This is a genomic window from Sphingobacterium sp. UDSM-2020, assembly GCF_016132525.1.
Classification (GTDB): Bacteria; Bacteroidota; Bacteroidia; order Sphingobacteriales; family Sphingobacteriaceae; genus Sphingobacterium; species Sphingobacterium anhuiense.
Genome location: NZ_CP066166.1, coordinates 5,991,821 through 6,006,785, shown reverse-complemented (window position 1 = coordinate 6,006,785; position 14,965 = coordinate 5,991,821). Strand labels below are relative to the sequence as shown.

General features: G+C 35.7%; 10 protein-coding genes and 1 tRNA gene. 10 read left to right on the top strand and 1 reads right to left on the bottom strand.

Annotated features, from left to right (window positions below):
* Positions 1-163 precede the first annotated feature (163 nt).
* The 10 genes from JAZ75_RS25450 to JAZ75_RS25405 all read left to right on the top strand — a co-directional run bounded on the left by JAZ75_RS25450 (position 164) and on the right by JAZ75_RS25405 (position 14,150).
* A complete protein-coding gene (locus JAZ75_RS25450; protein WP_132843082.1) occupies positions 164-2,350 on the top strand; it encodes a glutamine synthetase III in 2,187 nt (728 codons plus the stop codon).
* A gap of 206 nt (positions 2,351-2,556) precedes the next feature.
* A complete protein-coding gene (locus tag JAZ75_RS25445) occupies positions 2,557-2,985 on the top strand; it encodes a c-type cytochrome (RefSeq protein WP_208699427.1) in 429 nt (142 codons plus the stop codon).
* Between the two features lie 235 nt (positions 2,986-3,220).
* Positions 3,221-3,300: transfer RNA gene (locus tag JAZ75_RS25440), tRNA-Leu, on the top strand.
* A gap of 337 nt (positions 3,301-3,637) precedes the next feature.
* Complete coding sequence (locus JAZ75_RS25435; protein ID WP_208699425.1) at positions 3,638-5,044, top strand: sialate O-acetylesterase; 1,407 nt, start codon at positions 3,638-3,640, stop codon at positions 5,042-5,044.
* A 145-nt stretch (positions 5,045-5,189) separates the two neighbouring features.
* Positions 5,190-5,870 carry a response regulator transcription factor gene (locus JAZ75_RS25430; RefSeq protein ID WP_208699423.1) on the top strand — a complete coding sequence of 227 codons (681 nt, stop codon included), beginning with the start codon at positions 5,190-5,192 and terminating at the stop codon, positions 5,868-5,870.
* Positions 5,867-7,201, top strand: coding sequence for a sensor histidine kinase (locus JAZ75_RS25425; RefSeq protein ID WP_208699421.1), 1,335 nt, complete (start codon positions 5,867-5,869; stop codon positions 7,199-7,201). Before JAZ75_RS25430 ends, JAZ75_RS25425 begins: the two co-directional genes overlap by 4 nt.
* Before the next feature lie 68 nt (positions 7,202-7,269).
* Positions 7,270-8,523 (top strand): TolC family protein, encoded by a 1,254-nt coding sequence (locus JAZ75_RS25420; RefSeq protein ID WP_208699420.1) that lies wholly within the window; start codon positions 7,270-7,272, stop codon positions 8,521-8,523.
* 10 nt (positions 8,524-8,533) lie between these two features.
* Positions 8,534-9,637: an efflux RND transporter periplasmic adaptor subunit gene (locus JAZ75_RS25415; RefSeq protein ID WP_208699418.1), complete on the top strand. Its 1,104-nt coding sequence runs from the start codon at positions 8,534-8,536 to the stop codon at positions 9,635-9,637.
* Between the two features lie 3 nt (positions 9,638-9,640).
* Positions 9,641-12,733 (top strand): efflux RND transporter permease subunit, encoded by a 3,093-nt coding sequence (locus JAZ75_RS25410; protein WP_208699416.1) that lies wholly within the window; start codon positions 9,641-9,643, stop codon positions 12,731-12,733.
* Positions 12,734-13,235: 502 nt separating this feature from the next.
* Positions 13,236-14,150: a carbohydrate kinase family protein gene (locus JAZ75_RS25405; RefSeq protein WP_208699414.1), complete on the top strand. Its 915-nt coding sequence runs from the start codon at positions 13,236-13,238 to the stop codon at positions 14,148-14,150.
* Positions 14,151-14,219: 69 nt separating this feature from the next.
* Here JAZ75_RS25405 and JAZ75_RS25400 read toward each other — a convergent pair whose 3' ends face one another.
* A complete protein-coding gene (locus JAZ75_RS25400; protein WP_208699413.1) occupies positions 14,220-14,579 on the bottom strand; it encodes a VOC family protein in 360 nt (119 codons plus the stop codon).
* Positions 14,580-14,965: the final 386 nt, after the last annotated feature.

The window sequence follows — 14,965 nt, the reverse complement described above, 5'->3', positions numbered from 1 at the left end:
TACAAATAAGCTCTTTTTTTATACCTAATTATAATTGTTTTGGCTTTTTTATAAAAAAATTAAAAAAAATTTCAATTTTTATTGAAAACAACATACTTTTACAAAGTAATTTGATGGAAAGATCAAAAACAGGGTATAAAAAACTTAAAATCTCAATCACATAATGTCTAACTTAAGATTTAAATCTGTCGAAGCAGCTGTATCTCGCAAAAATGCTTCTTTAAAAGTAGAAACTAAAAAAGCTACCGATATTTACGGTAAGAATGTTTTTTCAATTGCGAAGATGAAAGATTATCTTCCTAAAAACTCTTACAAGGAGTTAGCACAGGCAATCGAAGATGGGAGTGCTATTTCTCGTGATTTAGCGGAACATATTTCACAGGCGATGAAGAGTTGGTCACTATCTAATGGTGCTACGCATTATACGCACTGGTTCCAACCCTTGACAGGATCTACTGCTGAAAAGCATGATGCTTTCTTCGAGCCGGATGATAACGGCGAAGCTATTGAGAAGTTTACAGCTGATGCCTTGGTACAGCAAGAGCCTGATGCATCAAGTTTTCCGAATGGGGGTATCCGTAATACATTCGAAGCACGTGGTTACACAGCTTGGGACACTTCATCACCAGCTTTCCTTTATGAAACAGGTTCAGGTAAAACATTGTGTATCCCAACAGTTTTTGTTTCGTATACAGGAGAGGCATTAGATTATAAAGCACCTCTGTTAAAAGCTGTTAGTGCTATTGACAAAGCTTCTACTGAGGTGGCACAGTACTTTGATAAACAAATTACTAAAGTAAATGCTTCTTTGGGTATTGAGCAAGAGTATTTTTTAGTTGATCTTTCTTTATATAATGCACGTCCAGATTTACAATTAACAGGACGTACTTTATTCGGTCATATGTCCGCAAAAGGACAACAATTGGATGATCATTATTTCGGAGCGATTCCAGAACGTGTTTTAGCGTACATGGTCGACTTGGAAAATGAAGCTTTGAAATTAGGTATTCCATTAAAAACTCGTCACAACGAGGTTGCTCCTTCTCAATTTGAGTGTGCGCCTATGTACGAGGAAATAAACTTAGCAATTGATCATAACCAATTGTTACAGAATTTAATGGACCAAGTGGCAATGCGTCACCATTTCAAAGTATTATTACATGAGAAACCTTATAGCGGTGTCAACGGTTCTGGTAAACATAATAACTGGTCATTAATTACCAATACAGGTGTCAACTTATTGTCTCCTGGTAAGACTCCTAAAAATAACCTCATGTTCTTGACATTCTTTGTTAATACCATTAAGGCTGTTTATGAGCATGCGGATTTATTACGCGCATCGATTGCCAGTGCAAGTAACGATCACCGTTTAGGCGCAAATGAGGCTCCTCCTGCTATTATTTCAATTTTCTTAGGTTCACAGTTAGATGATCTTTTAGAGGAAGTTGAATCGGCACGTGTTGCTAAAAAGGTGAAATCTGAAGCGAACTTATGGCATGGTATTCCGAAAGTTCCTGAATTGAGATTGGATAATACTGATCGTAACCGTACTTCTCCATTTGCTTTTACAGGTAATAAGTTTGAATTTAGAGCTGTAGGTTCTTCTGCAAACTCTGCTTTACCAATGACTGTGTTAAATGTAATTGTTGCTAATCAGTTGATTGAATTTAAGATCGAAGTTGATAAACAAATTAAAAAAGGCATCAAGAAAGATTTAGCTCTATTGAATGTTGTTCGTAAATATATCAAAGATTCTAAATCAATTCGTTTTGAAGGTAATGGCTACAGCGATGAGTGGGAGAAAGAAGCAGAAGCTAGAGGCTTGTCTAATATCAAATCTACGCCTAAAGCTTTAGATGTTTATGTAAAAGAGGAGTCTATCGAATTATTTGAGAGATTAGGCATCTATACAAAACGTGAAAGTGAAGCCCGTCATGAAATTTTGTTGGAGAACTTCTACAAAAAACTTCAAATTGAGGCACGTGTTATTGAAGATATCGTAAATAATCAGATTGCTCCTGCATGTTTGATCTATCAAAACGAATTGATCAAGAATGTCCAAGGCTTGAAAGATCTTGGATTTGGAAAAGAAGCATATAGTTCTCAGTTTAACTTCTTAGAGCGTATTTCATCACATGTTAATACTGTTCTTGAGAAAACAGAAGCTATGCGTAAAGAGCGAAAAAAAGCAAATCAAATTGAAGATATGCGCGAAAAATCAATCGCTTATGATGAGGTTGTTAAACCTTATTTTGATGAGATTCGTTACCATGTCAATAAATTGGAGAAAATTGTTGATGATCAAAAATGGCCATTACCAAAACTTCGCGAACTGTTATTCATTAGCTAAGAATAGGTAAACTAGGTATCCCTTCAAGTTGGTACATCATGAAAGCGCTCGATATTTTATCGAGCGCTTTCTTTTTACATCTAATCGGGCTAGAGAAGAAAGCTTAAATTGTAACAATCTACTGTATTGTCATATTAATTTCATTTTATCATAGGTTATTCGTTGTTCTTTTTTTACATTTAGTTATTAAAAGAAGAAGAAGAAAAATGAAGAAGTTTAATTTTAAATACAGGAAAATATCCTTAGTTACTGCAGTGATTGCAACTGCGATGACTTTAAGTGCTTTTATTCCGAGTCAGGAAAAACCAAAGGAAAAAAAGTTTAGCAATCTTAAAGTACTCCCTAAAAATACAACTCCGGAGCAATTGAAAGAGGTAATGCATGATTTCAATGCTTCTTTGGGTGTGAAATGCGGGTTTTGTCATGCTCCTTCGAAAGATGATCCTAAAAAAATGGATTTTGCAAGCGATGAGAATAACCATAAAAATATAGCGCGTGATATGATGAAAATGACTGCTAAGATCAATAAAAAATATTTCCATAAAGGAAGTAAAGAAGGTGAAATCAAAGCTATTTCATGTAAAACCTGTCATAATGGACAGAAGCATCCTGAAATGAAAATTGCGAGTTTATAGCATTGCTCTATAAGGTAGGTCAAGCTTACTATTACCATTTGGCTTGATTGAGAATCAATATCTGTTAGAGATTATAAACCTGCCGATATTTGTGATCTTTATTTTTTAAATGAAAAAAATAAAGTCGTTCATAATCAGTTATTTTCTTGTTTAGGTGCATTTTTATTTTGCATATATCAAAAGAATATCTACCTTTGCATCACTCCAAACAACGAAATACTTGTTTGAACGGACCGCCCGGATGGCGGAATTGGTAGACGCGCTAGTCTCAAACACTAGTGGGAAACCGTGCCGGTTCGATCCCGGCTCCGGGTACCGAAAAAGGATCTGAAGTTAATTCTTCAGATCCTTTTCTTTTATAAAACCTACTCCTTTGTTTCACACAAGTCTTTATTTTTTATCAAAAGGGTACCCTAATGAGGTATTTGTCACTTTAAAAAGAGTTTAAACATGCTGAACGACTTACTTTGTGGATAGTATGTTCTAGAATTGGAGCTTCTTTTTTTATACTTTATTTGATTTAAATCATTTATATTTACTTTTATAATCATTTGCTATTGCAACTGCTTACCCTATTTCTGTTACTATAAAACCTACTTTTTAATGTACTGAGAATAGAAGAAATGCAACCTAAATTCTAAAAAATAAAAAAATGAAACAATACTTGCTAGTCGGTATCCTTTTCTTGTTCACAGCAACATTGTATGCAAAAATTCGTCTTCCTAATATTGTAGGGAGTAATATGGTATTGCAACAAAAATCAACCACCAAGTTATGGGGATGGGCAGAGCCGGGTGAAAAGATTAAAATCACTACTTCGTGGGATAATAAACTTATTGAAAGTGTAACGGATGGTAATGCAAGGTGGCAGATCGATATCCAGACGCCACAAGCAGGCGGACCTTACAGTATTACGTTTCAAGGAAATAATAAAATAGTCCTTGAAAATATATTGATCGGAGAGGTATGGGTCTGTAGTGGTCAATCTAATATGGAATGGTCATACAATCAAGGTATCACAAGTATAAAGGATGAGTTTACCCAACTAAACACACGTAATATTCGATTGTTTAATATCCCTAAAACAACTTCTCAAACACCACAGGATAATAATGAAGGTAATTGGTCAGTTTGTGACAGTAACGCCATAAAGAATTTTAGCGCAGTAGGTTATTATTTTGGTAAACATCTCAACGAAGATTTAGATGTTCCCATTGGATTGATCGGTAGCAATTGGGGCGGTACGCCAGCTGAAGTGTGGACTCCCGAAGAGCTGGTGGATAATAATTCGGTTCTGAAAGAAGCAGCAACCAACAATAAACCTACAGCGTGGTGGCCAGTATCGCCTGGCTATGCATACAATGCCATGATTGCTCCACTTGTCAATTATAAAATAGCAGGTACCATCTGGTATCAGGGTGAAAGTAATAAAGAGACAGCATCTACTTATACGGAATTGATCAATACGATGGTTGGATCATGGCGTAAGGCATGGAATAAAGAATTTCCATTTTATTATGTACAGATTGCACCATTTCGTTATGAAAGACATGGTGTCGGAGCTTTATTGAGAGAAGCGCAGGCTAAAAACCTTACTACAAAAAATACAGGAATGGTGGTAATTTCAGATTTAGTCACAGATACGTTAAATATTCACCCTACAAATAAAAAAGATGTAGGTCTAAGGTTGGCAAACCTCGCTTTAGTAGAAACCTATGGTCTTAAGAAAGATGCGCACAAAAGCCCGATGTTTAAATCATTAACAATAAAAGATAAAGAAGCTATCCTCGATTTTAATTATGCTTCATCAGGATTGATTTTAAAAGGAGATCAGCCAAAAGAGATTTTTATTGCTGGAGCGGATAAAGTATTCTATCCTGCAACGGTAAAAATAAAAGGAAATCAACTCATTGTCTCCAATAAACAAGTGAAGGCTCCTGTAGCGGTACGCTATCAGTTTAGTAACGCTGGAATCGGAAATATTTTTACAAAAAATAATCTTCCCATGGCGCCATTTAGAACAGATAATTGGGAAATTGATACAAGCCCCTTGAAATAATTAAATAGATTTCTGATGGTTGCATGTTAGCATCAGAAATCTATTTGTACAGCTACTTCTTTAGATTAGAATTTCATTAGATATTCATATTTCTGCTTAATTTCCTCTAACCTTTCTTTAAATTTGTGAATTAAAGTAAATTACTATGCAGATATTAGTTGTGGAGGATGATAAACGGATAAGTGATTTTCTAATTAAAGGATTAGAAGAAAATGGCTATTTGGTTACGTTATGTCGGTCCGCAGAAGAAGTCATTGCTAATTACCTAAATATAGCATGGGATCTCTTGATTATTGATATTATGCTTCCGGGAATGGACGGTAGGCAATTAGTTAGTACTTTGCGCTATAAAGACTGTCACGCACCTGTCTTAATGTTGAGTGCATTAAACACGGTACAAGATAAGGTCGATTCTCTAGATATTGGAGCTGATGATTACTTGACCAAGCCATTTCATTTTGATGAGTTATTATCTCGGATTAAAGCGCTGACGAGGCGGAGTCAAATTGGTTTTGATGTTAAAAAAAGTCAATGCATACAGGTCGGATCACTCACGATTGATAAAGATCAGTATAAAGTTTTTGATGCAGGGCAGGAGGTGGAATTATCACCACGAGAATTCAAACTCTTAATGTACCTGCTGGAAAATCAGAATAAAGCGGTTAGTAGAATTCAGATTTTAAATGCGGTTTGGGGAATCAATTTTGATAATCAAACCAATGTCGTTGATGTTTATATTTCTTATGTCCGCAATAAAATCGAGAAACATCAAAAATATATTTTTACAGTAAAAGGAGTAGGGTATCTATTTAAATTAGAGCAATGAATTTAAAGAACCGACTTTCTGTATATGCGGCTTTTATCTTTGGGGTGATTATTTTGATTGCCTCGACGATCATTTATGTGTCTTTTTATACCAAGATGGAAAGCCAGGAATTTAGGAACCTGGAGAGTAAAACGCTCTTGTCAGCATTGTTTTATCTGGAGAAAGATGAGGTTTCGTTTATTGAACATGAATCGATCAAAAATCAGCTCCAGAAGAATATTTCCAAACGTAATATACTGGTTGTTGACTCGCTCAATCGGCGTTATGATGGGCTTATGGAAGATGAAGCTCCAATTTCTGCCGATTTTTTTGATTTAGTGCGTCAGCAGGATATGGCACAACTAAAAACAGATGCTTTTTTTTATAATGGACTTTTTTATCATGATAATGAAGGTGATTTTGTTATTGTAACTCGGGCATCAACAGTAGAATTTCAAGATCAGATGAAACTATTGCTACATATCTTGCTGGCTGTTTCATTAATCGGATTGATTTTGATCCTGATTTTTTCTCAGTTTCTTGGAAATATTGCTTATGATCCGATCCTCAAGATGATCAGTCAGATTAAGAAAAAAGACAATCAAAATTTCAATGAACCCATTGTATTAAATAAATCCTACCAAGAAGTTCAGGAATTGGTTGATACCTATAATCACTTTGTTGAAAAATTAAGCCAGACCTTTTCTATTCAAAAAAATTTTATCGATTACGTATCGCATGAATTGCGAACACCCCTTGCCGCGATTTTAGGCACATTGGAAGTAAGTAAACAGAAGCCGCGAACAGTAGAAGAGCATGAGCTCGTTAATTTACAATTGAAACGTTATACCGAAGATCTTCGTGATACGATCGATCATATGATGATTCTATCGGGCGCAAAGACTAATTTCGAGACTAAGATCATACGTATTGATGAAGTACTTTGGGAAATTATTGAGCAACTAACCTTAGTACATGGGGCCCAGATCAGTGTTGATATCCAGGTTGCAGATACCGATATATTAAAAATCGATGCGAATGATAAGCTGTTACAGCTTGCTGTTCAAAATATAATTTTAAATGCTGTCAAGTATTCCAATAACCAACCTATTGTTGTGAATCTGAAATCCCATAATGATAAATTGCTTGTTGAAATCATCGACCAAGGAATAGGTATTTTGCCAGAAGAACTTATTCGTGTGACCGAAAATTTTTACAGAGGTGAAAATGCACATGGTTATACGGGTAAAGGGATTGGCTTATCGTTAGCGAATGTTATTTTTAAACTCCATCACATTCGTATGGATATCAGTTCTAGTATAAAAGGGACAACCGTCTCGCTATATTTCTAATCAAATTCTAATCTACTTCGAAATTCCTGTTAATCTTCTAAACCTAGCTTTGCTAAAAATAATAAATAGTGAAGATATATTGGTTTATAGGTGTTTTTCTATTGACAGTTGGTCAATCGCGAGCACAGACGTATTCATTACAGTCATTGAAGGATATGCTCCTGCAGAACAATGGACAACTTATTGCTCAAAAGTATCAAATAGCTGCTTCAGATGCATTAATCGTACAGGAAAAATTATGGTCTAACCCTACTTTAAGTATTAGTGAAGTCAATCTTTGGAAAAATGGTACTGCGGAGACTTTACCTTATATTTTTGGTAAATATGGTCAGCAGCAACAGGTGGCCGCAGCATTAGAACAGCTGATTGAAACTGCCGGAAAACGCAAAAAAAGAATCAATCTTAAATCTTTAGAAAAGAAAGATGCATTGCTTGATTATGAAGAGTTACTTCGTGAATTACAATTTGAACTAGATGAAGCATATTGGAATTATATGGCCGTCTCTCAAAAAGAGTCGCTCGTAGATTCTATCGTAAATCTGTATCAAAATTTAGAAAACCAATACAAACGCCAATCCGAGCTCAATAATATTCCTAAATCTGATTATCTACGTATTCAAGCTGCGCTTATCAATTTTGAAAAAGATCGTGTGGAACTTTATGCCGATAAAAATAATTGGTTGACAAAGATTAAAATTTTGACGCAAAATGAAACGATTGAAAACCTGCAGCTTGAAAAAGGTGAAGTACAGTTAAATTTATCACAAAAAATACCTCTTGATATAGAGCATCAACTATTAGATCAAAATATTGGTTATCAAAAACAAATCAACGAACGTGATAAGGCAAAGCAACAGCTTTTGATCGAAAAAGCTGATAGAACACCTAATATAACATTTCAATTAAGTTATGATCGTGGTGGAAATATTATGCGTGACTTTGTAGGTGCCGGCATTAGCATGGACATCCCTATTTGGAATCGAAATAAGGGAAATATCAAAGCGGCTGAAAATATGGCTAAACATGCTGAATCCCAACAGCATGCATTGATCAGTCAATTGAAAGGACAGCTTATGGATTTACAGTATCAAGTTGCACTGTATGAAGTGACTTTATTAAAATCAAAAAATATAGCTTCCGAAGAACGCAAAACAATGATTGTAAACTACCAGAAGCATTTACAGAAGAAACAGATCACTTTATTGGAGTTTATTGATTTTATAGAAGCTTATCAAGAAACAGAAACGGGAATTGTTGATATGACTTTGGCTTATCAAATGGCACATGCGCAGCTACAATATTTAACCGGACAAAAATTTTAAAAAGATGACGATGAAAACCAAACTTATATATTTACCGATGGTCGTTTTGATACAATTGCTATCCGGATGCAGTGCTGATGCAACTTCAAATACAGCTGAAGGGATAGCCGATACGACCAAGTTCTGTCTGAGTGAACAGATGAAAAAAACAACGACCATAAGCCCGATCAATTTATTACCGATTACGGAACAGTTATCCCTTTCTGGCAAAATTGATTATAATGAAAATGATTTAGTTGCCTTTAGAAGTTTATTGGAAGGGACGGTTGAAAGTGTTGGATTTGAATTGGGAGATTATGTTAAAACAGGACAAATATTGGCGACTATTAAATCGACACATGTTCAGGAACTCTTTCAGGAACAGCGTAATTTACAAAATCAAATTGTAATGGCTACTAAGCAATTGCAGACAAAAAAGGAACTGTTGCAAGATGGTATGGTAGCAGGAACAGAGGTTCTGACCAGCGAACATGAATTAGCCAGTTTAAAAATTGAATTGGATAAAGTGCAGCAGATATTAAAAATGTATCGCGCAAAAGGACAGGGATCATTTGAAATTGTAGCGCCTAAGAATGGTTATATTATTCAAAAAGCAGTAAGTGTTGGACAAAGTATTTCAACAGACCAGGATCCGCTTTTTTCGATTTCTAATCTGAAACAAGTTTGGGTGATGGTTAATATTTATGCAAACAATTTAAAATACATTAAAGAAGGTGATGCGGTAAAGGTAAAAACCATCGCACAGCCCGATATTTTTTATGCTGGAAAAATTGATAAAATATATCATGTGTTTGATGACAATGAGCATGTATTAAAAGCTCGTGTGGTACTGGAGAATCAGAATCTACAATTGATGCCAGGTCTAGCGGCTGATATCATTATTGATAAATCCAATGCAGGTGCACAGGCTTATGCTGTACCAAATGCCGCCATTGTCTTCCACAACAATAAGGAATATGTTGTTATTTATAAAAATGACTGTGCTATTTCTACAAAACGTATTACAACAATCTCTTCTAATGAGCAATATACATTTGTTCAAGAAAAATTTGATCAGGGCGAACAGATCATCAGTAAAAATGCCTTGTTATTATTTGAACAGTTAAATCCATAAGGCATGCAAAAATTAGTTCAAAATATCGTGACTTTTTCGTTGCGAAATACCACTTTTATTCTTTTTGCAACCCTGGCTTTACTGTTTGGTGGTGTTTATGCACTGCGACATACAGCCATTGAAGCTTTTCCTGATGTGACTAGCACCAGAGGCAGGATCATCACCCAATGGCCAGGAAGAAGTGCTGAAGAGATGGAAAAACTTGTCACCTTACCTATATCGAAGGTGATGAACAGTATACCGCATAAATCTAACATTAGGTCTATCTCCTTATTTGGGCTGTCGGTTGTAACTGTTCAATTTGAAGATGGAGTTGATGATTTTTATGCGCAACAATACATCTCGAATAAATTAAGCGGAGTCAATCTACCCGAAGGAGCAAGTGCCGAGATTGAACCACCTTCTGGTGCAACAGGAGAAATTTTCAGGTATGTGATTAAAAGTGATCTTCCTTTAAAAGAAATTACAGCGATACAGGACTGGGTGATTGAACGTGAATTGCTTTCTGTTTCTGGAGTTGCCGATGTTGTTAGCTTTGGGGGCGAAGAGAAGACGTATGAAATCAAGATAAACCCGACAGAACTCAAGAATTTTGATCTTTCCCCATTAGATGTTTATGAGGCTGTGTCGAAGTCAAATGTGAATGTTGGCGGTGATGTCATTGAACAAGGTAGTCAAGCTTATGTAGTGCGCGGAGTAGGTCTATTAGATAAGATTGAAGATATTGGCAATATCACAATCAAATTAAACGGTTCTACGCCGATCTTGATCAAGAATGTTGCTGAAGTTGTTGTCTCTCATAAACCTCGTCTGGGGCAGGTAGGATATAACGAGAACAGTGACATGGTTGAGGGAATTGTTGTTATGCTGCGCGGAGAAAATCCCTCAGCTGTTATTGAAAATCTGAGAGCAAAAATCACGGAACTTAATGAACGTACTTTGCCCGATAATGTGAAGATTGAAACTGTTATTGACAGAACTAAGTTGGTGGATAATACGGTAAAAACTGTTTCTAAAAATTTGGTCGAGGGAATTCTGCTGGTTTCACTTATTGTTTTTATCTTTTTGTACAATTGGAAGTCAACCTTTATAGTAGCCTCGGTCATCCCGCTCGCGTTCCTGTTTGCTATCATCATGCTGAAAATACAAGGCCTGCCGGCTAACTTGATTTCGATGGGTTCTTTAGATTTTGGTTTATTGCTTGAAGGGACTCTTGTTATTGTAGAGACTGTATTTGTAGCCATGGCTACCTTGTCACACAGAGTAGGACCAGAGCGTTTTGCTAAAATGAGTAAGCTAGGAGTGATTAAGAAAAGTGCCGGTAGTGTAGCTTCTTACATCTTCTTTGCATTGATTATTCTAATTGTTGCACTACTGCCTATCTTTTCTTTCCAAAAAGTTGAAGGAAAGATGTTTACTCCTTTAGCATTTACGCTCGGTTACGCTTTACTTGGATCTTTGATCTTAAGTTTGACCTATGTTCCAGCGATGTGCAAATTATTATTTACCAAAAATATCGATGAGAAGGAAAATGTGATCACGCGATTTTTTCAAAAAACAATTTTTGGAATGTATGCGGCTGCATTTCGTTATAAAAGAACAACCATTGGACTATTTTTGGGTATTTTAACTTTATGTCTTTTCAAATTTATGCATTATGGATCTGAATTTTTACCTAAGCTCAATGAGGGTGCTATATACATCCGAGCAACATTGCCCAATAGTGTCAATTTGAAAGAATCTACCCGTTTGACGTCTGAAATGAAAAACTTGATGCAAAAGGACTGTGAAGAAATCGATTTTATTTTGACACAAACAGGCCGACCAAATGACGGGACAGATCCAACGGGGTTCTTCAATATCGAGTTCAATGTCCAGCTAAAAGATGCTGGCGAATGGAAAAGAAAAGTAACTAAAGAAGATATTATTCAAGAAATGCGCACCAAATTACATCATTATCCCGGTATTACATTTGGATTTAGTCAGCCGATTCAAGATAATGTAGAGGAATATGTAGCAGGAGTTAAGAGTTCTTTGGTTATTAAAATCTTTGGTGACGATCTCTACGATTTGGAGAAATATGCTAATAAAGTAGCCACATCTATTGCAAAAGTTAAGGGTATAGCCGATATCAATGTGTATAAAAATATTGGACTGCCAGAACTCAAGATTCAGTTGCACGATTCGAAGATGGCAAAATATGGAATTCAGACGCGAGATGTGCAGGCTGTTATTGAAATGACTATCGGCGGACAGGCTGCCACTACCTTTTATGAAGGGGACCGACAATTTGATGTCATCCTTCGTTTTCAAGAGGCATATCGCGATACGCCAACTAAGATTGGTAATATCTTAATACCGACCAGCAATGGACAGAATATACCCTTACAGGAGATTGCGAGTATCAATTACCAAACGGGGCCAGCATTTATATATCGTGAAGGCAATAGCCGTTATATCGGTGTCGGATTTAGTATCGACGGCCGTGACTTGGGAAGTACGATTGCAGAAGCGAAGCAGGTTGTAGCAGCAGAGGTCAATTTACCAAAAGAAAACCATATGGAATGGGCAGGAGAGTTTGAAAGTAAAGAGCGTGCCGCTAAACAGTTAGCTTTAGTAGTTCCTATCTCTTTAGTGCTGATTTTATTGTTACTGTACGCCAATTTTGGAAATATTAAAGATACAGCTATTGCTTCTCTCACATTACCTTTTGCTTTTATTGGAGGGTTTATTTCACTATGGGCTACAGGTACCATCTTTGGAATATCAGCAGGTATCGGTTTCATCATTTTATTTGGAGTGGCTACGATTGATGGTATTGTACTTATTGGTGTTATCAGAGATAACCTCAAACATAAAATGAAGTTGAAAGATTCTATTATACAAGGTGTCCGAAGCCGGATCAGACCTGTTGTCATGATTGCTTTAATGGGGTCAATGGGTTTATTGCCCGCAGCTTTATCAACAGGTATGGGTTCTGAAATCCAGAAACCACTTGCCATTATGATTGTAGGTGGACTGCTGATCTGTCTTGTACTGTCATTTACTATTTTACCAGTTGTTTTTTATCTGGCTTATCGCAAAGAGAAGGTCTAAGAGCAATTAGCTTTTTAACTAAAAGATCTCCAATAGTTTCGTGCTTTTTGGAGATCTTTTTTATTAGAATATGGTGATGCAGATTCATCTGAAAGGCTTATCTCTTACCTTGAAGCCCTATCTTTTTTCTTTCTTTTGGAAGAGGTTCTTCTATTTTATCTTGGAGACGGTCAATGTATTCGAAAATAAGGTCAATATTTTTATTATGACCCTCCTGTTTTTTAGAAATTCTTTCTACAGTATATTTGATCTGTGGAATTTCAAGGTGTTAGTCAGTGTGATCGGCTATGTGCTGTCTGATTTTTGTATTGCTTGTTTTTAGAATCTGACAAAAGGAATTGTTCATTTAAATTGTTTTATGCCTATTCAAGTATACAATTTTTGGTAAATTAGCGTAATACTGAATGTGGTTCCTATGTAAATAATAGGCAAATATGGCTAGAGAAATGTCACAACACTATACGTGTGATATCTCTAATCTATTTTTTGAAAGGAAATTGAAATGATAGATAAAAAGACTAAAATAGCCTGTTATGGCGAAGTATTGTGGGACATATTTCCTGGAGGAGATAGAAGAGCAGGTGGGGCACCCTTTAATGTTGCTTATCACCTCTCCAAGATGGGTGTTGCAGTCAATATGATAAGTAGCGTCGGAGATGACGAATTAGGTCGTGAATTGCTGCAGAAAATAGAAGGTTGGAAAATCTCTACAGCTGGTATACAAGTAAGGAGTAACTATCCAACAAGTACTGTCGTTGCAACAATTGATGAACATAATGATGCGCATTATGATATTGTTCGTGATGTTGCCTGGGATTATATTGAAGTGAATACTATAAATCAAGCAATGGTTAATGAATCGGATGCATTGGTTTTTGGTACATTAGCCACTCGTAATAACCAGTCTAGGGATACATTATTTGCGTTGCTTGAAAATAGTTCTTACAATGTATTTGATATCAATCTGCGTGCGCCACACTATGATATACATGTAATAAAAGATCTGTTACATAAAACGCAGCTAGCAAAATTTAATAAAGCTGAGTTACGGATGATGATTGACTTTATGGGTAAGTCCTATACGACAGAAGAGGATTGTGTAAGTTTCCTACAAGATAGTTTTGGGATGAAAGAAGTTATTGTATCCAAAGGAAGTAAAGGAGCACTCTACGCTGATCATCATGATTTTTATTCCATATCGACGATCCCTATTGAAGTAAAAGATACTGTTGGTAGTGGAGACTCCTTTTTGGCGGGATTTTTATCAAAAAGGTTCGAAAAAGGCAGTTCAGCAATTGAAATTATGAATCAAGCTGTTTCACTGGGAGCATTTGTTACTGCTCGAGAGGGAGCATGCCCAGATTATTCTAAGGCAGATTTTATTGCTTTTCAAAAAGAATCAGCACATAAAGATTAGAGGTTAAACTATTATTTTAATGCAGGCCTGTGTTTTTTTGGTTCATCAATACAGGCCTGTATGTTTAGTTTATTCTGACCAAACTGCCAGCTCATTGCCATCTGGATCTATAAATTGAAATCGTCTCCCACCAGGGAAGCTGAAGATTTCTTTTGTTATTATACCACCAGCTTTAATTACTTTTTCAAGAGTTGTTTCAAGAGCTTTAGAGTAAAGGATAATTAATATACTTCCCTTTACAGGATTTCCTAAAGTAAAACCACCATCAATATATTCACCTTCAAATGCAGTGTAGTGAGGCCCATAATCGGTAAAAGTCCAACTGAAACATGCTGTATAAAAATTTTTGATCTGTTGAAGATTTTGAGATAAAAATTCAATATATTGGATCTGTTCGTGCTTGAGTTTTTGTGTAGGTGTATCTTTCATAATTTTTTTGATTATAGATACAAATATAATGTACTATACTTAATTTAGTTCTGAAAAAACGACGATGATTGCACTTCTTCTTAAGTGATCAATAATTCTATGTAATTTACGCGATGATTTTAGAATAAAGAATATTTATCGATCAAGTTAATCTGATTAAGCTTTCCTACTATGTGGTATAGAAAGGGGCACATATAAATTCATTTTAAGAATTCTTTTCGACAGTTTAATATTCTTCAAGTTGTCTGATTAGTATAACTTTTTTTTATTTTAATGGAAACGCCACGAATTGTAAGTGATGGTTTACAAATTGTAAATGCTTTACGTTTTAGTCTTGTCGATTTTTATTTTTGGCCAATAAATTGTTATCAGTGAAATAGTAATTT

Bases quoted from the DNA above. Each gene is read 5' to 3' on its own strand.
- JAZ75_RS25445 (WP_208699427.1), top strand. From the start codon at position 2,557: ATGAAGAAGTTTAATTTTAAATACAGGAAAATATCCTTAGTTACTGCA.
- JAZ75_RS25410 (WP_208699416.1), top strand. From the start codon at position 9,641: ATGCAAAAATTAGTTCAAAATATCGTGACTTTTTCGTTGCGAAATACC.
- JAZ75_RS25425 (WP_208699421.1), top strand. From the start codon at position 5,867: ATGAATTTAAAGAACCGACTTTCTGTATATGCGGCTTTTATCTTTGGG.
- JAZ75_RS25450 (WP_132843082.1), top strand. From the start codon at position 164: ATGTCTAACTTAAGATTTAAATCTGTCGAAGCAGCTGTATCTCGCAAA.
- JAZ75_RS25400 (WP_208699413.1), bottom strand. From the start codon at position 14,579: ATGAAAGATACACCTACACAAAAACTCAAGCACGAACAGATCCAATAT.
- JAZ75_RS25435 (WP_208699425.1), top strand. From the start codon at position 3,638: ATGAAACAATACTTGCTAGTCGGTATCCTTTTCTTGTTCACAGCAACA.
- JAZ75_RS25430 (WP_208699423.1), top strand. From the start codon at position 5,190: ATGCAGATATTAGTTGTGGAGGATGATAAACGGATAAGTGATTTTCTA.
- JAZ75_RS25405 (WP_208699414.1), top strand. From the start codon at position 13,236: ATGATAGATAAAAAGACTAAAATAGCCTGTTATGGCGAAGTATTGTGG.
- JAZ75_RS25415 (WP_208699418.1), top strand. From the start codon at position 8,534: ATGAAAACCAAACTTATATATTTACCGATGGTCGTTTTGATACAATTG.